Origin of the sequence: Streptomyces sp. Ag109_O5-1 (assembly GCF_003814875.1) — a bacterium.
Classification (GTDB): domain Bacteria; phylum Actinomycetota; class Actinomycetes; order Streptomycetales; family Streptomycetaceae; genus Streptomyces; species Streptomyces sasae.
Map to the genome: position 1 here is coordinate 4817568 of NZ_RKQF01000001.1, position 16612 is coordinate 4834179.

Consider the following 16612-nt stretch of genomic DNA (forward strand, 5'->3'; position numbering starts at 1 on the left):
CCGCGGGGGCGCCGATACTGGGGGCATGACGGCTCCAGGCAGCACCGTGCTGATCGTGGAGGACGAGCCGAGCATCGCGGACGTCCTCGCCATCGCCCTGCGCTACCACCGGTTCGAGGTGATGACGGCCGGCACGGTCCAAGGCGCCCTCGCGCTGGCCGAGCGCACCCGGCCCGACGCGGCCCTGCTGGACGTGATGCTGCCGGACGGCGACGGGCGGGCGCTCGCCCGTGAACTGCGCGTGCGGCAGCCGGACCTGGCCCTCGTCTTCCTGACCGCGCGGGACGCCCCGGCCGAGATAGTCGGCGCGCTCGGCTACGGCGACGACTACATCACCAAGCCCTTCAACATCGACGAGGTCGTCGCCCGTATCGGCGCGGTGCTGCGCCGTACCCGCCCGGCGGACGTCATCCAGCAGCGGCCGCCGCTGCGCTACGGCGACTTGGAGCTGGACGAGACGACGTACTCGGTGCACCGCGCCGGCCGCACGGTCGAGCTGACCCCGACCGAGTACGCGCTGCTGCGCTTCCTGGTGCGCAACGGCGGCCGGATCGTGCCCAAGGAGCAACTGCTCAAGCACGTGTGGCAGTACGAGCACGCGCCGTCCGAGTCCACCGTCGTCGAGACCTACATCAGCTACCTGCGGCGCAAACTGGACACCCTGGGCGCGCCGGGCACGCCGGTGATCACCACCCGGCGAGGCGTCGGATACGGGCTGGCATGAGCCTCGGGAAGCGCCGGCACCGGCACGGGGCGCACTCGCTGCGCGGCAAGCTCACCCTGGCCAACGTCGGGCTCCTCGCCGTCGGCATCGTGGTGGCGACCACGGTCAGCATCATGGGCATGCGGCTGTACCTGCTCAACCAGGTGGACTCCGAGCTGCTCAAGACACGGACGTCACTGGGGGGTTCAGGACTCACCCTGCGGCAGGTCGACTCGCTGACCGCCCTCGGCGTCGTCCGGGAACGGATCTCCCCCTCGGAGTCCGATCCGACCCCGGACTCGATCTTCACCGTCGTCGACACCAAGGGCGAACCGCTCAGCGTCTTCGACATGAAACCGACGCAGGCGCAACGCGCGCTCGCGGCCGCCGTCGACGACCCGCGCGCCCTCACCGCCGCCCGCGACCCGCACGACATCGACGTGCACGGCGCGGCCTACCGGGTGACGGCGACCCGGCTCGCCGACGGCCCCTACATCCTGCTGGCCACCTCGACCGAACTGCTGCACAAGGGCATAGCCAAGGCGCTCAAACTGGACTTCGCCGTCGGCTCCCTGCTGCTCGCGCTGCTGTGCTGTCTGACCATGTACAGCGTGCGGCGCCGGCTGCTGCCGCTGGAGGACATGGTGGAGACGTCGTCGGCGATAGCCGAGGGCGACCTGACCCGGCGGGTGCCGTCGAGCCAGCATCCGACGGAGGAGGTCGAGCAGTTGCGGCTCGCCCTCAACTCCATGCTGCACCAGGTGGAGACGGCGTACCGGACGCGCGAGCACAGTGCGGCCCAGCTGCGCCGGTTCGTCGCCGACGCGTCGCACGAGCTGCGGACGCCGCTCGCCGCCATCCGCGGCTATCTCCAGCTCTACGACAAGGGGATGCTGAACGAGCCCGGGGAGCGGCGGCGGGCCTGGGACCGGATGCACGGGGAGGTGGACCGGATGGGGCGGCTGGTCGACGAGCTGCTGCTGCTGGCTCGGCTCGACCAACGGCCCGAGATCCGGTTCCGGCACGTCGATGTGAGCCGGCTGGTGCGGGATGCGGCGGAGGATCTGCGGGTGCAGCAACCGAGTCGGCGGGTCGCCGTTTCCGCCGACGGGGCGGTGCTGGTGCGGGCCGACGAGTCCGGGCTGCGGCAGGTGCTGGGGAACCTGGTGTCGAACGTCCGTACGCACACGCCGGTCGAGGCCGCTGTGCGGTTGGGGGTGGAGCGGTCGGACGGGGTGGTGCGGGTGTGTGTGGCGGACGACGGGCCGGGGTTGGGGGAGGAGGACGCGGGGCGGATCTTCGACCGGTTCTTCCGGGTGGGGAATGCGGAGGGGAGCGGGCTGGGGATGGCGATCGTGCAGGGGGTGGTGGAGGCACACGGGGGTGAGGTGTGTGTGCGGACGGCGCCCGGGGAGGGACTGGCTGTGACGGTTACGTTGCGATCGGTCTGAGTTCGGCTGACGGCCGGTGGGGGCTGGTCGCACCCACGCGGCGGTAGCCGCATATCGACTACGGCCCCGCGCCCCTTACGGGGCGCTCAGCACCAACGCCCATACTGTCTTGCCGTGGGGTCCCCTGGCCCATACTCCCCACGCCGCCGCGATCGTCTCCACCAGGTGCAGGCCCCGGCCCGTCTCGTCGTCATCCCTCACGATCCTGGGGCGGGACTCCATCCGCCGCTCGTCCGAGACCTCCACCAGGCACGAGCCGTCCGACAGCGCTGTCACCGCCACCTCGAACTCCCGCTCCAGCAAAGGGCCGTGGCGTACGACGTTGGTGGCCGGCTCGGAGACGAGCAGCATCGCGTCGCCGGCCGTCGGGGTGTCCGGGCCATGGCCCCAGGAGGCCAGATGGTCCCGGACCCGGTGCCGGGCCAGGCCCACGGATGCCGGGTGCCTGGGGAGCCGGAAGGCGTTGCGTCTCAGCACGTCCGCTCCTCACCCCACGCGCACCGCCGTCGCACGGTGCCGCGTCGGGTGTCCGCCGGTCAGATCCAGTTCAGACTCCACAGACGGAACACACCCGTGCTGTCGTTCAGGTACTGGCTGCCGCCCACGTCCTCGCTGCTGACGACGTAGTCCGTGCGCTGCCAGAGCGGGATCAGCGGCACGTCTTCCGCCACGTCGGTCTGGATGGTGCGGAAGTCCTGGTCGACGCGTCTGCGGTCGGCGTACTGCTGGCTGTCCTGGATGAGGTGGTCGACGGCCTTGTTGCTGTAGCCGGTGCTCATCACGGAGTTGCTGCCGACCAGGGAGGCGCCGAAGGTGTCCGGGTCGGGATAGTCGGCGACCCAGCCGACCGCCCAGGCGTCCATCTTGCCCGCGGCCCACGACTTCTGGAAGTCGGTCCACTCGTAACCCTTGACGTCGACCTTGAACAGGCCGCCCGCCTCCAGCTGCTGCTTCAGCGCGGCGGCCTCCTCGGCTCCCGAGCCGTGGCCGATGCCGTAGCCGAAGGTGAACCTGACCGGGGTGCTGACGCCGGCCTCCGCCAGCAGCGTCTTCGCCTTGGCGACGCTCTGCTTGGGGTACGTGTCGAAGAAGGACGTGGTGTGGCCGGTGAGGCCGGTCGGGATCAGCGAGTACAGCGGCTCCACCGTCCCGTCGTACACGGTGGCGGCCAGGTCCTCGCGGTTGACCAGCCAGGCCAGCGCCCGGCGGACGAGGACGTCGTGCAGGGACGACTTCGCACGGGTGTTGAGGTACAGGTTGCGGGTCTCGGAGCTGTCGGACTCGGCGACGCGCTGGTCGGGGTCGCTCGGCGAGAGCTTGGACACCATGGCCGGCGGCAGCGTGCGGGTGGCCACGTCGATCTGCTTGGCCTTGTACGCACTGCTGAGCTTGGCCGAATCGGCGTAGTAGTCCAGCCGGATGGGGCGGCCGGTGCTGCTGAGGTCGCCCTTGTAGGTGTCGTTGGGCTCCAGGGTCGCCTGCTTGTTCTTCGTGTACGACGTCAGGGTGTACGGGCCGGTGCCGTCGACCGAGTCATCGGTGCGCAGCCCGTTCGCCGGGTACTTGTCCTTGTCGACGATCGAACCGGCGCCGGTGGCCACCTTGAACGGGAACGTCGCGTCGGCCGACGACAGGTGGAATTCGACGGTCCTGCCGGAGGCGGTGACCGAGTCGAGCGTCGAGAACAGGGAGGCCGGACCGACGGGATCGTTGATCCTCTTGATCCGGTCGAAGGAGTACTTCACGTCCTCGGCGGTCATCGCCCGGCCGCTCGGGAAGGTGATCCCTTCGCGCAGTACACAGCGGTACGTCAGCAGGCCGGAGTCCGTGAAGTCACAGCTCTCGGCCGCGTCCGGGACCGGCTTGACGCCGTCCGGCTCGAAGGTGAGCAGTGACTGGAAGACGTTGTTGTACAGCGCCCAGGAACCGGCGTCGTAGGCACCTGCCGGGTCGAGCGAGGTGACGGCGTCGGTGGTGCCGACGGTGATCGTCTTGTTCTTGTTCTCCTGCGCCGGCAGCAACTGCCAGCCGCCGATCCCCACGACCGCCAGTACGAGAAGCGTCACAAGAATCCGCATGCGAACAGATCGCACGGTTGGTAGCCCTCCCCATAAACGTCACTCCCCTAAGTGACGCGGCTCACCTAACCACAGGAGTTTCATGTGAGGGAAGAGTGATCTGACGAGATGAGGAAGAACTTACCGACCGCTCGTTTCCGCCGGATTTCACAGCTCGTCCACAGGGAATACGGGGCGGTTTCGCCCAGCCGGTCAGGCTCGCCTCGACGCGAGTTCGATGACCGTGATGTCCGACGGGGCGCCCACCCGGGTGGGCGGGCCCCAGGCTCCGGCGCCCCGGGAGACGTACAGCTGGGTGTCGCCATAGCGGTCCAGTCCAGCGACCGTCGGGTTGGCCGCCGCCGCGATGAAGTTGCCGGGCCAGAGCCGGCCGCCGTGGGTGTGGCCGGAGAGCTGGAGGTCGACGTGGTGGCGGACGGCCTCGTGGATCTGGACGGGCTGGTGGGCGAGGAGCACGCAGGCGCGGGCCGGGTCGCGGCCGGACGGCGCGCGGTCGAAGTCAGGGCCCTGGCCCGTGCTCTCACCGGCGATGTCGTTCACTCCGGCGAGGTCGAAGTAGCGGTCGCGGCTGCGCCGCCGACGACTCGGGAGACGAAGAGGCGGCGGGACGGGGTCGGGTACCAGCACAGGCCCGTCACCACGGCCAGGGCGAGGAGCCCGAAGGCGACGATCACCCTGTGCTGCCTCTTTCTATGACGTGCGGCGCAGTGCGCGTACTCCGCGCAACCCGATGCCCCCGATGACCGTCCCCAATACGAAGGACACGACGGCCAGCGTCAGGTGGACCCAGAAGTACGCCGTGGGATGACCGTTGTCGAAGGCGAGTCCGCTGCCGTCCTTGACGAGGTTTTTGACGAAAGTGATCCAGATGAACCAAGACCACACCCCGAACGCGAGCAGGAACCAGGACACCGGGCGGCTGAGCTTCATGGGTTCAGTATCGCCGTCGGCTGTCCGGTTCCGATTCCGGGGTGGGGTGGGTGGTGGGACTTCGCCCTCTGTGCCGGGTACGTTCTCGTCCGTGCCCGCACCGAAGCCGAAGGCCAGCCGATCTCTGCTGGTCGCCTCCGCCGCCCTGATCTCCCTGTCGCTCACCGCGCCGGCCGCGCTCGCCGCGCCGACGCCCTCGACGAGTCCGTCGGCCACTCCCCCGGCGAAGATGTCGACGGTCGGCGGCACCCGGCTCGGACAGCCGGGTACCCAGGTGAATCTGACCGCCGGGGTGCCGGTGCTGCCGAAGGACGTCACGGCGCGTTCCTGGATCGTCTCCGACGCCGAGTCGGGCGAGGTGCTCGCCGCGCACAACGCGCACTGGCGGCTGCCCCCGGCGAGCACCCTGAAGATGCTGTTCGCGGACACCGTGCTGCCCCGGTTCCCGAAGTCGACCACGCACAAGGTGGTGCCGACCGACCTCGCGGGCATGGGCGCCGGCTCCAGCATGGTCGGGATAAAGGAAGGCCAGACCTACACGGTCCACGATCTCTGGCTCGGGGTGTTCCTGCGCTCCGGCAACGACGCCGTGCATGTGCTGTCCGCGATGAACGGCGGTGTCGAGCAGACCGTCAAGGACATGCAGGACCACGCCGACGAACTGCAGGCGCTGGACACGCATGTGGTGAGTCCGGACGGGTACGACCAGGCCGGGCAGGTGTCGTCGGCGTACGACCTGTCGCTGTTCGCCCGTTCCGGGCTGCAGAAGAAGGACTTCCGGGAGTACTGCTCGACCGTGCGAGCCAAGTTCCCGGGTGACACGACGAAGAACGCCAAGGGGCAGTCGGTCCGGGGCTCTTTCGAGATCCAGAACACCAACCGGCTGCTGAGCGGCGACACCGACGTGCCCGTCTACCAGGGCATCGCGGGGGTGAAGAACGGCAACACCACCAACGCCGGCGCCACCTTCACCGGGGTCGCCGAACGGGGTGGCAGGGTGCTGCTGGTCACGGTGATGAACCCGGAGAAGAAGGAGCACAACGAGGTCTACAAGGAGACCGCCAAGCTGTTCGACTGGGGCTTCCAGGCGGCCGGCAAGGCGACTCCGGTGGGGGAGCTGGTCCCACCCAAGGGGGCGGTGGGCTCCAGTGCCCAGCCGGGGGCGAGCGCCTCCGCGTCCGGCTCCGGCTCCGGTTCCGGGAAGGGCGCGGGGTCGAAGCCGGTGGCCGCCGCCTCCGCCGACGGCTCCGGCGGGATCGGAGTGGCGCTGGCGATCACGGGCGGGGTGCTGGTGCTGCTCGCGGGCGCGGCCTTCCTGGTCAACCGCCGTTGGCCGCTGCCGGATCTGGTGCGCCGCCGGACTCGTCCCTGACCCCTCTGCCGCTCTCCGTCGCCGTCCAGGCGGCGGAGAACAGGACGAGTTTCGACGTGAAGTTGATCCACAGCAGCAGGGCGACCGGGACGCCGAACGCGCCGTACATGCTCTTCGCGGCGACACCCTGGATATAGCCGCTGAGCAGCAGCTTGAGGAGTTCGAAGCCGACCGCGCCGATCAGGGCCGCGACCAGCAGCCGGCGGCGCGGCGGCTCGACTCCGGGCAGCAGGGTGAGGACGTAGAGCAGGAGCAGGAAGTCGGCGGTCACGGCGACGGTGAACGCGGCGGTCCGCAGCAACAGGGGCCCCCAGCCGTGCTCGGGGAGACCGAGCCGGTGGGAGATCCAGCCCACCGCCGCCGAGGCGATCGTGGACACGGCGATCGTGACGAGCACCGCGCCGCCGAAGCCGACCAGGATGCCGGCGTCCTTGAGCTTGGCGAGGATCGGGTTCTCGACCTTGTCGGACAGCTCCCACACCGCACGCAGACAGTCCCGCATCTGGCCGACCCAGTTGATACCGGTGAACAGCAGGACGGCACCGGCGATGAGACCGACGGTGCCGGCGTTCTGGACCAGGGAGTTGATGTCCAGCTGGTCGGAGATGCCGGGGACCTGGTCGGCGATCTTGTTCTGCACGTTCTGCTGCTGGGACTTGCTCAGGGTGGCGGCGGCGATCGCGGCGCCCACGGTCAGCAGCGGGAAGAGCGAGACAAAGCTGATGAAGGTCATGGCGGCGGCCAGCTGGGACCAGTTCACCCGCTCGAGCCGCTCGTACGACCGCCAGGTGTGCGTGGTCATGAGCCAGCCCACGAGCGGGCCGACGACGGGGAGTTTTCTCAGCCAGTCCATGATCCGACTCTGCCCTATGCGCGGAACACCAATGTGCGAGTACCCCAGAAGCGCAGAACCGTGCCCAGGGCCATGCCGACGATCGCACCGGAGACGGTGTCGGCGCGCTGCGAGGTGAGGCCGAGACCGTAGTGGCTGACGGCGAGGCAGAGCAACTGGACCAGGGCACCGGCGAGGTTCACGGCGACGAAGATTGCGTAGGGGCGCACGCCGGTCGCGTGCGCCCGGCGGTAGGTGCCGCGTGCGTTGCCGAGGTAGGCGACCGTGCAGCCCGCCACGAAGGACAGGGACTTGGCGGTGAGCGGGTCGAGGGCGGCCGGACCGCGCAGGCTCGTGAAGAGGGTGAGGTCGACGGCGTAGGCGAGCAGGCCGACGGCGGCGAAGCCGATCAGCTCACGCCGGTCCGTGCTCACCAGTGGGCCACCGCGAGGCCGTACATCGCCAGCCAGGCCAGGCCGATCAGGGCGAGGGCGCGGTCGCTCAGGACGACGTCCTCGGGTTCGCCGGCGGTGCCGCGGTCGGCGAAGACGGCGTACCGCAGGATCGCCAGGATGAACGCCACCATGGACAGCTGCCGCCAGGGCAGCAGGCCGTCCGGATGCCCGGTGCCGTGTCCGGTGCCGTGTCCCTCCAGGGCCCACAGGCAGTAGGCGAGGACGGCCACCCCGGCGGCGAGCTGCCAGACGAAGCGGAGGTAGCCGGTGGTGTACTCGGTCAGCAACGCGCGTGTGGCGCCCGCTTTCCCGGCCATCTGGACGGCCTCGGAGTAGCGCTTGGCCGACACCATGAAGAGCGCGCCGAAGCCGGTGGTGATCAGGAACCAGCGGGACAGCGGGATACCGAGGGCGACCCCGCCGATCGCCGCCCGCATCAGGAAGCCGGTGGTGACGACGACGAGGTCGACGACCAGGACGTGCTTCAGGACGACGCAGTACGCCAGTTGCATGCCCAGGTAGGCGATCAGGAGGGCCGGGACGAGCGGCGGGGTCAGCCGGGCCGCGAGCAGCGGTCCCAGGACGGCCAGGACGCCTCCCGCGGCGTAGGCCACGGGGACCGGGACCTGGCCGGCGGCGACCGGGCGGTGGCACTTGACGGGGTGGGCGCGGTCGGCCCCCGCGTCACGGGCGTCGTTGATCAGGTAGACGGCGGCGGCGCAGCCGGTGAACAGGACGAAGGTCAGGGTGAGGCGGAACAGCGCGTGCAGGGAGAACAGCTGCCCGGCGGCGGCCGGGGCGGCGATGACGAGGGTGTTCTTGACCCACTGCTTGGGGCGGGTGGTCCTCAGCAGGCCCTTGAGGAGACCGCCGGCGGTGACCCGCGCGGGTGCCGGTCCGTGCGGCCGGGAGGGGTGGGCGCGCTGTTCGTGCAGAGTCGTTTCAGCAACCGCTTCGCCGGCCGCGTGGGCGGTCTCGGTCATGTGAGCCTCCCCGTGTACGGGGTGCCGGCCGCTCCCCCGCTCACCCAGCGCGCCCCGGCCCGCGCCACGAGCGCCCCGAGGGCCGCGCCCGCCGCCACGTCCGTGGGCCAGTGCACACCGACGACCAGCCGGGAAAGGCACATCGCGGCCGCGAGAGGTGCGACCGCGGGTGCGCCGAGCGCCCCGAAGGCGACGGCGGCGGCCGCCGCGGAGGTGGCGTGCGAGCTGGGGAAGGAGTACCGGCCCGCGGTGCGCACCAGGGGCCAGACATGCGTGGGGCGCGCCCGGCGCACGACCCGTTTGACGCCCATGCTGCCGAGGTGCGCGCCCGCGACCAGCGCCGTACCGCGCAGCCAGGCGCCGCGCCGCGCGCCGTCCACGGCGGCCCCGGCGAGGCCCGCCGCGAGCCAGAGCGCACCGTGTTCACCGGCGCGGGAGAGACCGCGCGCGGCCGACGCGACGCGTGGATCGGCACCGCAGGCGAGCATCGCGGAGAGGAACCGGTGGTCCATGTCGTCCATTGGACTCACTGTTCACCTTCACCCCGCCAAAGCCGTGATCATATTGAGCGACATTCCGATAATCACCCGTTTCGGGGAGTCAGGTGATTTTAGGTAACCAGTCACTCATAGCACTCATAACGCCCATACAGCAGCGATACGGTCTTCGTCATGCCTGGAAAGCCTGAAGGGCCCGCAGGTCCCGTCGAACCCGGAACGGCCGTCTCCGAGACCACCGTCTCCGTCACCGGATGGGGCCGCACCGCCCCCACCGCAGCCCGCCTGATCCGTCCCCGGACCTACCAGGAGGCGGCGGACGCGATCCGGAACTGCGGGGCGCGCGGCGGTATCGCGCGGGGACTGGGACGCGCGTACGGGGACGCGGCGCAGAACGCCGGCGGAGCCGTGCTCGACATGACGGGCCTCGACCGCATCCACGCCATCGACGCGGACGGCGGCACCGTGCTGTGCGACGCCGGGGTCTCGTTGCACCGCCTGATGGAGGTGCTGCTGCCGCTCGGCTGGTTCGTCCCGGTGACCCCGGGGACCCGCCAGGTGACGGTGGGCGGCGCGATCGGCGCCGACATCCACGGCAAGAACCACCATGTCTCGGGATCCTTCTCCCGTCACGTGCTGTCCTTCGAACTCCTCACCGCCGACGGCCACGTCCGCACGGTGAGCCGCGGCACCCCGCTGTTCGACGCGACGGCCGGCGGCATGGGTCTGACCGGAGTGATCCTCACGGCGACCGTCCGCCTCCTCCCCGTCGAGACCTCGTACATGTCCGTCGACACCGAACGCGCCGCCGACCTCGACGATCTGATGGCCCGTCTCACCGCCACCGACCACCGCTACCGCTACTCGGTCGCCTGGATCGACCTGCTGGCGCGCGGGGCGGCGACCGGACGCGCGGTGCTCACCCGGGGCGACCACGCGCCCCTGCAGGCGCTCGGCAGGGAAACGCGCGCCGGGCGCGCACCCCTTGCCTTCCGTCCCCGACAGCTTCCGGCCGCTCCCGCCTTCGTCCCCGGGGGCCTCCTCGGCCGTACCACCGTCGGCCTCTTCAACGAACTCTGGTACCGCAAGGCGCCCCGCGCGCGTGCGGGCCAGCTCCAGGGCATCTCCGCGTTCTTCCACCCCCTGGACGGCGTCCCGCACTGGAACCGCGTCTACGGCCGCGCCGGCTTCGTCCAGTACCAGTTCGTCGTCGGACACGGCCGGGAGGACGCCCTGCGCCGGATCGTGGCGCGTATCTCCGAGCACCGCTGCCCGTCCTTCCTGGCCGTCCTCAAACGCTTCGGCGACGCCGACCCCGGCTGGCTCTCCTTCCCCGTGCCCGGCTGGACCCTCGCCCTCGACATCCCGGCCGCCCTGCCCGGCCTCGCCGCCTTCCTGGACGAACTGGACGAGGAGGTGGCGGCCGCCGGCGGCCGTGTCTACCTCGCCAAGGACTCCCGGCTGCGCCCCGAACTGCTCGCCGCGATATACCCACGGATCGCCGAATTCCGCGCCCTGCGGGCGGAGTTGGACCCGCGCGGGGTCTTCGTGTCCGACCTGTCCCGCCGTCTCGGTCTCTAGTCTTCCCCCAGCCCTCAGGAGTTGCCGTGAAGGACGCCTTCGGAATGCCCCAGTCCCTGCTGGTCCTCGGCGGTACGTCCGAGATCGCGCTGGCCACCGCACGCCGGCTGATCGCCCGCCGCACCCGCACGGTCTGGCTGGCGGGCCGCCCCTCCCCCGCGCTCGACAAGGCCGCCGAGCGGCTGCGCGACCTCGGGCCCGATGTCCACACCGTCGCCTTCGACGCCCTCGACCCCGAGTCCCACGAGGCGGCCCTCGGCAAGATCTTCGCCAACGGCGACCTCGACATGGTCCTGCTCGCCTTCGGCATCCTCGGCGACCAGGCCACCGACGAACGCGAGCCGGTGAACGCCGTGCGCGTCGCGCAGACCAACTACACGGGCGCCGTCTCGGCGGGCCTGGTCAGCGCGCGGGCCCTGCAGGCACAGGGCCACGGCTCACTGGTGGTCCTGTCCTCGGTCGCCGGCGAACGGGCGAGGCGCTCCAACTTCATCTACGGCTCCAGCAAGGCGGGCCTCGACGCCTTCGCCCAGGGCCTGGGCGACGCGCTGCACGGGACGGGCGTGCACGTGATGGTCGTACGGCCCGGGTTCGTCCGCTCGAAGATGACGGCGGGGCTGGCGGAAGCGCCCCTGGCCACGACACCGGAGGCGGTGGCGACGGCGATCGAGGCGGGCCTGCGCAGGCGCTCGGAGGTGGTGTGGGTACCGGGCACGCTGCGCGTGGTGATGTCGGCACTACGGCACGCGCCGCGGGGGTTGTTCCGCAGGTTGCCGATCTGAAACGCCCTGCTTTCAGGGGCGCTGGGGGTACCCCCGGCCGAAGGCTGGGGGAGGAACTGCGCGACCAGCCCCCACCGGCCCGCAGACTACCGACCGGCGATGCTCTCCTGCTCCACATGCCCCGCCTGAGGCGGAACGACAGAGCCCCCGAAGGCGTACTCACGCAGCTTCCGCCACACGCCGTCGAGCCCCTGCTCGTACAGCGCGAACCCGGCACAAGGCCACTCGGCCTCGAAGTCCGCCAACTCGGCGAACGCCCGGTCCATGGCGGCCTCGTCGATCCCATGGGCGACGGTCACATGCGGGTGGTAGGGGAACTGCAGCTCACGGTCGAGCGGCCCGGACGCGTCCCGGACCCGCGACTGGAGCCATGCACAGTCATCCGCGCCCTGAGCCACCCGGACGTAGACGACAGGCGAGAGCGGCCGGAAGGTACCCGTACCGCAGAGCCGCATCGGAAACGGCCGGCCCACCGCGGCGACCTCGCTCAGATGGGCTTCCACGGCGGCCAGCGCCTCCGCGGCGATCTCCGTCGGCGGCAGCAGAGTCACGTGCGTCGGAATGCCGTGGGCCGCGGCGTCGCCGAAGCCCGCGCGCCGCTCCTGGAGCAGGCTGCCGTGAGGCTCCGGGACCGCGATCGACACGCCGATCGTTACGGTCCCCACGTCATCTCCCGTCGGTCGTGATGGTCGGTCGTGACAGTCGGACGCGTGTCGGGTTCGTACCCGGCCGTCCGTCTATCGACTGTACGGCCACGGCCACCTTCCGGGCAGCCGTGGCCGAAGTGATGTGCAGCGCTCCCGTGCGCTCCCCGGAGCGCCCCCGGCGCCCCGCTCGGTGCCGTCGGCGCTTCGCTCGGTGCCGTCGGCGCTTCGCTCAGTGCTTGGCGGGCAGGAAGCCGACCCGGTCGTAGGCCTGGGCCAGCGTCTCCGCGGCGACGGCACGGGCCTTCTCCGCGCCCTTGGCCAGGATCGAGTCGAGCGTCTCGGGGTCGTCCAGGTACTGCTGGGTGCGCTCGCGGAACGGGGTCACGAACTCGACCATGACCTCCGCGAGGTCCGTCTTGAGCGCGCCGTACATCTTGCCCTCGTACTCCTGCTCCAGCTCGGCGATCGACTTGCCGGTGAGGGTGGAGTAGATGGTGAGGAGGTTGCTGACGCCCGGCTTGTTCTCGACGTCGTAGCGGATCACCGTGTCCGTGTCGGTGACCGCGCTCTTGACCTTCTTCGCCGTCGTCTTCGGGTCGTCGAGGAGGTTGATGAGGCCCTTCGGCGTGGACGCCGACTTGCTCATCTTGATCGACGGGTCCTGGAGGTCGTAGATCTTCGCCGTCTCCTTGAGGATGTACGGCTTCGGGATGGTGAAGGTCTCGCCGAACCGGCCGTTGAAGCGCTCGGCGAGGTCACGGGTGAGCTCGACGTGCTGGCGCTGGTCCTCGCCGACCGGGACCTCGTGGGCCTGGTAGAGCAGGATGTCGGCGACCTGGAGGATCGGGTACGTGAACAGGCCGACGGACGCGCGGTCCGTGCCCTGCTTGGCCGCCTTGTCCTTGAACTGGGTCATCCGGCTGGCCTCGCCGAAGCCGGTGAGGCAGTTCATGACCCAGGCGAGCTGGGCGTGCTCGGGGACATGGCTCTGCACGAAGAGGGTGCAGCGGTCCGCGTCCAGGCCGGCGGCGAGCAGCTGGGCGGTGGCGAGCCGGGTGTTGGCGCGCAGGTCCGCGGGGTCCTGCGGGACCGTGATCGCGTGCAGGTCGACGACCATGTAGAAGGCGTCGTGGGACTCCTGGAGGGCTACCCACTGGCGGACGGCGCCGAGGTAGTTGCCCAGGTGGAACGAGCCGGCGGTGGGCTGGATGCCGGAGAGCACGCGGGGTCGGTCAGAAGCCATGCTCACCATTCTCTCAGAGAGCTCGGGTGGTTTCGGTGCGCTGGGGGTACCCCCGGCCGAAGGCTGAGGGAGGAACTGCGGACCGGCGGGGGTCGTTCGCGCAGTTCCCCGCGCCCCTAGGGGGCGCTTCAGCCCAGGTCGATCTCCGGGTACAGCGGGAAGCCCGCCACCAGGTCCGTCGCGCGCTGGGCGATCTCCGTCGAGACCTTCTCGTCCAGGACGTGGGAGGCCTTGCTCGGGGCGCCCGACTTCGTGGTGCCCGGCTCGGTCGCCGTCAGGACGCGGTCGATCAGGCCCGCGACCTCGTCCATCTCCGCCGTGCCCAGGCCACGGGTGGTGAGCGCCGGGGTGCCGATGCGGATGCCGGAGGTGTACCAGGCACCGTTCGGGTCGGCCGGGATCGCGTTGCGGTTGGTGACGATGCCGGAGTCGAGGAGGGCCGTCTCGGCCTGGCGGCCGGTGAGGCCGTACGACGTCTCGACGTCGATCAGGTTGAGGTGGTTGTCCGTGCCGCCGGTCACCAGCGTGGCGCCCCGGCGCATCAGGCCCTCGGCCAGCGCGCGCGAGTTGTCGACGATCCGCTGGGCGTAGTCCTGGAAGGCGGGCTGCCGGGCCTCGGCCAGCGCGACGGCCTTGGCGGCCATGACGTGCGGGAGCGGGCCGCCGAGGACCATCGGGCAGCCGCGGTCGACCTGGTCCTTGAGGGAGTCGTCGCACAGGACCATGCCGCCGCGCGGGCCGCGCAGCGACTTGTGGGTGGTCGTGGTCACGATCTGGGCGTGCGGGACCGGGTCGAAGTCGCCGGTCAGGACCTTGCCGGCGACCAGGCCCGCGAAGTGCGCCATGTCGACCATCAGGGTCGCGCCGACCTCGTCGGCGATCTCGCGCATGATCCGGAAGTTCACCAGCCGGGGGTACGCCGAGTAGCCCGCGACGATGATCAGCGGCTTGAAGTCACGCGCCTGGGCACGCAGCGCGTCGTAGTCGATCAGGCCGGTGGCCGGGTCGGTGCCGTAGGAGCGCTGATCGAACATCTTGCCGGAGATGTTCGGGCGGAAGCCGTGGGTGAGGTGGCCGCCCGCGTCCAGGGACATGCCGAGCATCCGCTGGTTGCCGAAGGCCTGCCGCAGCTCGGCCCAGTCGGCCTCGGAGAGGTCGTTGACCTGGCGGGCGCCGGTCTTCTCCAGGAAGGGGACCTCGACGCGGTCGGCGAGGACGGCCCAGAAGGCGACCAGGTTGGCGTCGATGCCGGAGTGCGGCTGGACGTAGGCGTGCCGGGCGCCGAACAGCTCACGGGCGTGCTCGGCGGCGAGGCCCTCGACGGTGTCGACGTTGCGGCAGCCGGCGTAGAAACGGCGGCCGATGGTGCCCTCGGCGTACTTGTCGCTGAACCAGTTGCCCATCGCGAGCAGGGTCGCCGGGGAGGCGTAGTTCTCGGAGGCGATCAGCTTGAGCATCTCGCGCTGGTCGGCGACCTCCTGGCCGATGGCGTCGGCGACCCGCGGCTCGACCGCGCGGATCACATCGAGGGCCGCGCGGTACGCGGTGGACTCGGTGGACAGGGGCGCAGAGTTGTCTGACATTCGGGACCTCCGGACATGGCGTTCGGCATTCACGGTTCGGCCCAGGCGCACGGCACTCGATCACGACGCGGGCCGCTCCCCGATGGTCGGTCCCATCCCAGCGCGCCAGTCACGGCCCGCTGGTCACATTACCGGGCACGCCGGGCCCGGGGGCCGTGGCGTCCACCAGTCGGGCACGGACAGACGGTAATAAAGGGATCATCTCGCCGCGTTCTCTGGAGTCGCCGTGACCACTGCCGAAGCCCTCATCGCCGCCGCCGACGCGCACAGCGCGCACAACTACCACCCGCTGCCGGTGGTGATCGCCACGGCCGACGGCGCGTGGATGACGGACGTCGAGGGACGCCGGTACCTGGACTTCCTCGCCGGGTACTCGGCGCTGAACTTCGGGCACGGCCACCCCCGCCTGGTCGCGGCGACGAAGGCCCAGCTGGAGCGGGTGACACTGACGTCCCGGGCCTTCCACCACGACCGGTTCGCCGCGTTCTGCACGGAGCTGGCGGAGCTGTGCGGGATGGAGATGGTGCTGCCGATGAACACGGGGGTGGAGGCGGTGGAGACCGCCGTGAAGACCGCCCGGAAGTGGGGGTACCGGGTCAAGGGGGTGCCCGGTGAGATGGCGAAGGTGGTGGTCGCCGGCGGGAACTTCCACGGGCGTACGACGACCGTGATCAGTTTCTCGACGGATCCGGAGGCGCGGGCGGACTTCGGGCCGTACACGCCGGGCTTCGAGATCGTGCCGTACGGGGACCTGACGGCGATGCGGGCGGCGCTGACCGAGAACACGGTCGCGGTGCTGCTGGAGCCGATCCAGGGCGAGTCGGGGGTGATCGTGCCGCCGGCCGGTTATCTGCCGGCGGTGCGGGAGCTGACCCGCGATCGGAACGTGCTGTTCGTCGCCGACGAGGTCCAGTCCGGACTGGGGCGGACCGGGCGGACGTTCGCGTGCGAGCACGAGGGGGTCGTACCGGACATGTACGTGCTCGGGAAGGCGCTGGGGGGTGGGGTGCTGCCGGTGTCCGCGGTCGTGTCGAGCGCCGATGTGCTGGGGGTGTTCCGGCCCGGGGAGCACGGGTCCACGTTCGGCGGGAATCCGCTGGCCTGTGCGGTGGGTCTTGAGGTGATCGCGATGCTGCGGACCGGGGAGTTCCAGCAGCGGGCGGTCGAGCTGGGGGAGTTGCTGCACCGGCGGCTGGCGGAGATCGCGGGGAGCGGACGGGTGACGGCCGTACGGGGGCGGGGGCTGTGGGCGGGGGTGGATGTGGATCCGGGGGTGGGGTCGGGACGGGTCGTTTCGGAGCGGTTGATGGAGCGGGGGGTGCTGGTGAAGGACACACACGGGTCGACCGTGCGGATCGCTCCGCCGTTGGTGGTGGAGGAGGACGACTTGGAGTGGGGGATCGAGCAGTTGTGGGGGGTTTTGAGCGCCTAGCGGGGAGGGCGGATCGGTTCGTGGGCGACTGCGGGCCGGTGGG

17 protein-coding genes, 1 pseudogene and 1 riboswitch are annotated in these 16612 nt (G+C 70.6%); of the genes and pseudogenes, 6 read left to right on the forward strand and 12 right to left on the reverse strand.

All coding sequences use genetic code 11. The annotated features are described in order from the left end of the window. Positions 1 to 25: 25 nt before the first annotated feature. Positions 26 to 724 carry a response regulator transcription factor gene (locus EDD90_RS21890; RefSeq protein ID WP_123974652.1) on the forward strand — a complete coding sequence of 233 codons (699 nt, stop codon included), beginning with the start codon at positions 26 to 28 and terminating at the stop codon, positions 722 to 724. Continuing rightward, entirely contained in the window at positions 721 to 2154 is a 1434-nt protein-coding gene (locus EDD90_RS21895) for a cell wall metabolism sensor histidine kinase WalK (RefSeq protein WP_123974653.1), read from the forward strand. Before EDD90_RS21890 ends, EDD90_RS21895 begins: the two co-directional genes overlap by 4 nt. Positions 2155 to 2229: 75 nt before the next feature. Here EDD90_RS21895 and EDD90_RS21900 read toward each other — a convergent pair whose 3' ends face one another. The 5 genes and pseudogenes from EDD90_RS21900 to EDD90_RS21915 form a co-directional block, all read right to left on the reverse strand. Then, positions 2230 to 2631, reverse strand: coding sequence for an ATP-binding protein (locus tag EDD90_RS21900; RefSeq protein WP_123974654.1), 402 nt, complete (start codon positions 2629 to 2631; stop codon positions 2230 to 2232). A 59-nt stretch (positions 2632 to 2690) separates the two neighbouring features. Next, positions 2691 to 4232, reverse strand: a complete 1542-nt coding sequence (locus EDD90_RS21905; protein ID WP_123974655.1) for an ABC transporter substrate-binding protein — start codon at positions 4230 to 4232, stop codon at positions 2691 to 2693. A gap of 192 nt (positions 4233 to 4424) precedes the next feature. Then, positions 4425 to 4790, reverse strand: a pseudogene (locus EDD90_RS21910) (metallophosphoesterase); the annotation flags it as partial. Further along, positions 4769 to 4906 carry a hypothetical protein gene (locus EDD90_RS55580; protein WP_185149704.1) on the reverse strand — a complete coding sequence of 46 codons (138 nt, stop codon included), beginning with the start codon at positions 4904 to 4906 and terminating at the stop codon, positions 4769 to 4771. The pseudogene EDD90_RS21910 and the gene EDD90_RS55580, both read right to left, overlap by 22 nt. 16 nt (positions 4907 to 4922) lie before the next feature. After that, positions 4923 to 5162, reverse strand: coding sequence for an SCO4848 family membrane protein (locus EDD90_RS21915; RefSeq protein ID WP_123974656.1), 240 nt, complete (start codon positions 5160 to 5162; stop codon positions 4923 to 4925). 91 nt (positions 5163 to 5253) lie between these two features. Between EDD90_RS21915 and EDD90_RS21920 the strand changes: the two genes are divergently transcribed. Then, a complete protein-coding gene (locus EDD90_RS21920) occupies positions 5254 to 6534 on the forward strand; it encodes a D-alanyl-D-alanine carboxypeptidase family protein (protein WP_260327990.1) in 1281 nt (426 codons plus the stop codon). Here EDD90_RS21920 and EDD90_RS21925 read toward each other — a convergent pair. From EDD90_RS21925 to EDD90_RS21940, 4 genes are read right to left on the reverse strand one after another with little or no spacing between them, the layout of a single operon-like run. Continuing rightward, positions 6482 to 7387 (reverse strand): YihY/virulence factor BrkB family protein, encoded by a 906-nt coding sequence (locus tag EDD90_RS21925; protein ID WP_123974658.1) that lies wholly within the window; start codon positions 7385 to 7387, stop codon positions 6482 to 6484. The genes EDD90_RS21920 and EDD90_RS21925 overlap by 53 nt on opposite strands. A gap of 14 nt (positions 7388 to 7401) precedes the next feature. Then, complete coding sequence (locus EDD90_RS21930) at positions 7402 to 7800, reverse strand: GtrA family protein (RefSeq protein WP_123974659.1); 399 nt, start codon at positions 7798 to 7800, stop codon at positions 7402 to 7404. Further along, complete coding sequence (locus EDD90_RS21935) at positions 7797 to 8804, reverse strand: decaprenyl-phosphate phosphoribosyltransferase (RefSeq protein ID WP_123974660.1); 1008 nt, start codon at positions 8802 to 8804, stop codon at positions 7797 to 7799. Before EDD90_RS21935 ends, EDD90_RS21930 begins: the two co-directional genes overlap by 4 nt. After that, positions 8801 to 9325, reverse strand: a complete 525-nt coding sequence (locus tag EDD90_RS21940; protein ID WP_185149181.1) for a phosphatase PAP2 family protein — start codon at positions 9323 to 9325, stop codon at positions 8801 to 8803. The genes EDD90_RS21935 and EDD90_RS21940 overlap by 4 nt, the downstream gene beginning before the upstream one ends. Before the next feature lie 150 nt (positions 9326 to 9475). Between EDD90_RS21940 and EDD90_RS21945 the strand changes: the two genes are divergently transcribed. Both EDD90_RS21945 and EDD90_RS21950 read left to right on the forward strand, forming a co-directional pair. After that, positions 9476 to 10882: an FAD-binding oxidoreductase gene (locus EDD90_RS21945; RefSeq protein WP_123974662.1), complete on the forward strand. Its 1407-nt coding sequence runs from the start codon at positions 9476 to 9478 to the stop codon at positions 10880 to 10882. Positions 10883 to 10908: 26 nt separating this feature from the next. Beyond that, complete coding sequence (locus tag EDD90_RS21950; protein WP_123974663.1) at positions 10909 to 11664, forward strand: decaprenylphospho-beta-D-erythro-pentofuranosid-2-ulose 2-reductase; 756 nt, start codon at positions 10909 to 10911, stop codon at positions 11662 to 11664. An 86-nt stretch (positions 11665 to 11750) separates the two neighbouring features. On the opposite strand, the gene EDD90_RS21955 is transcribed toward EDD90_RS21950, so the two are convergent. The 3 genes from EDD90_RS21955 to EDD90_RS21965 all read right to left on the reverse strand — a co-directional run bounded on the left by EDD90_RS21955 (position 11751) and on the right by EDD90_RS21965 (position 15137). Beyond that, positions 11751 to 12329: a 2'-5' RNA ligase family protein gene (locus tag EDD90_RS21955; protein WP_123974664.1), complete on the reverse strand. Its 579-nt coding sequence runs from the start codon at positions 12327 to 12329 to the stop codon at positions 11751 to 11753. A 211-nt stretch (positions 12330 to 12540) separates the two neighbouring features. Then, the gene (trpS, locus tag EDD90_RS21960; protein ID WP_123974665.1) at positions 12541 to 13554 is read right to left on the reverse strand and encodes a tryptophan--tRNA ligase; all 1014 of its coding nucleotides are present in this window, start codon (positions 13552 to 13554) and stop codon (positions 12541 to 12543) included. A gap of 128 nt (positions 13555 to 13682) precedes the next feature. Further along, entirely contained in the window at positions 13683 to 15137 is a 1455-nt protein-coding gene (locus EDD90_RS21965) for a glycine hydroxymethyltransferase (RefSeq protein WP_123974666.1), read from the reverse strand. Positions 15138 to 15169: 32 nt separating this feature from the next. Beyond that, positions 15170 to 15260, reverse strand: a riboswitch (ZMP/ZTP riboswitch). Between the two features lie 103 nt (positions 15261 to 15363). Here EDD90_RS21965 and rocD point away from each other — a divergent pair. Further along, positions 15364 to 16569, forward strand: coding sequence for an ornithine--oxo-acid transaminase (rocD, locus tag EDD90_RS21970; protein WP_123974667.1), 1206 nt, complete (start codon positions 15364 to 15366; stop codon positions 16567 to 16569). Positions 16570 to 16612: the final 43 nt, after the last annotated feature.

What these genes read in the sequence shown, in the direction of transcription:
- EDD90_RS21895 (WP_123974653.1), top strand. Translation starts at nt 721, where the DNA reads ATGAGCCTCGGGAAGCGCCGGCACCGGCACGGGGCGCACTCGCTGCGC.
- EDD90_RS21905 (WP_123974655.1), bottom strand. Translation starts at nt 4,232, where the DNA reads ATGCGGATTCTTGTGACGCTTCTCGTACTGGCGGTCGTGGGGATCGGC.
- EDD90_RS21925 (WP_123974658.1), bottom strand. Translation starts at nt 7,387, where the DNA reads ATGGACTGGCTGAGAAAACTCCCCGTCGTCGGCCCGCTCGTGGGCTGG.
- EDD90_RS21965 (WP_123974666.1), bottom strand. Translation starts at nt 15,137, where the DNA reads ATGTCAGACAACTCTGCGCCCCTGTCCACCGAGTCCACCGCGTACCGC.
- EDD90_RS21940 (WP_185149181.1), bottom strand. Translation starts at nt 9,325, where the DNA reads ATGGACGACATGGACCACCGGTTCCTCTCCGCGATGCTCGCCTGCGGT.
- EDD90_RS21935 (WP_123974660.1), bottom strand. Translation starts at nt 8,804, where the DNA reads ATGACCGAGACCGCCCACGCGGCCGGCGAAGCGGTTGCTGAAACGACT.
- EDD90_RS21890 (WP_123974652.1), top strand. Translation starts at nt 26, where the DNA reads ATGACGGCTCCAGGCAGCACCGTGCTGATCGTGGAGGACGAGCCGAGC.
- EDD90_RS21945 (WP_123974662.1), top strand. Translation starts at nt 9,476, where the DNA reads ATGCCTGGAAAGCCTGAAGGGCCCGCAGGTCCCGTCGAACCCGGAACG.
- EDD90_RS21915 (WP_123974656.1), bottom strand. Translation starts at nt 5,162, where the DNA reads ATGAAGCTCAGCCGCCCGGTGTCCTGGTTCCTGCTCGCGTTCGGGGTG.
- trpS (WP_123974665.1), bottom strand. Translation starts at nt 13,554, where the DNA reads ATGGCTTCTGACCGACCCCGCGTGCTCTCCGGCATCCAGCCCACCGCC.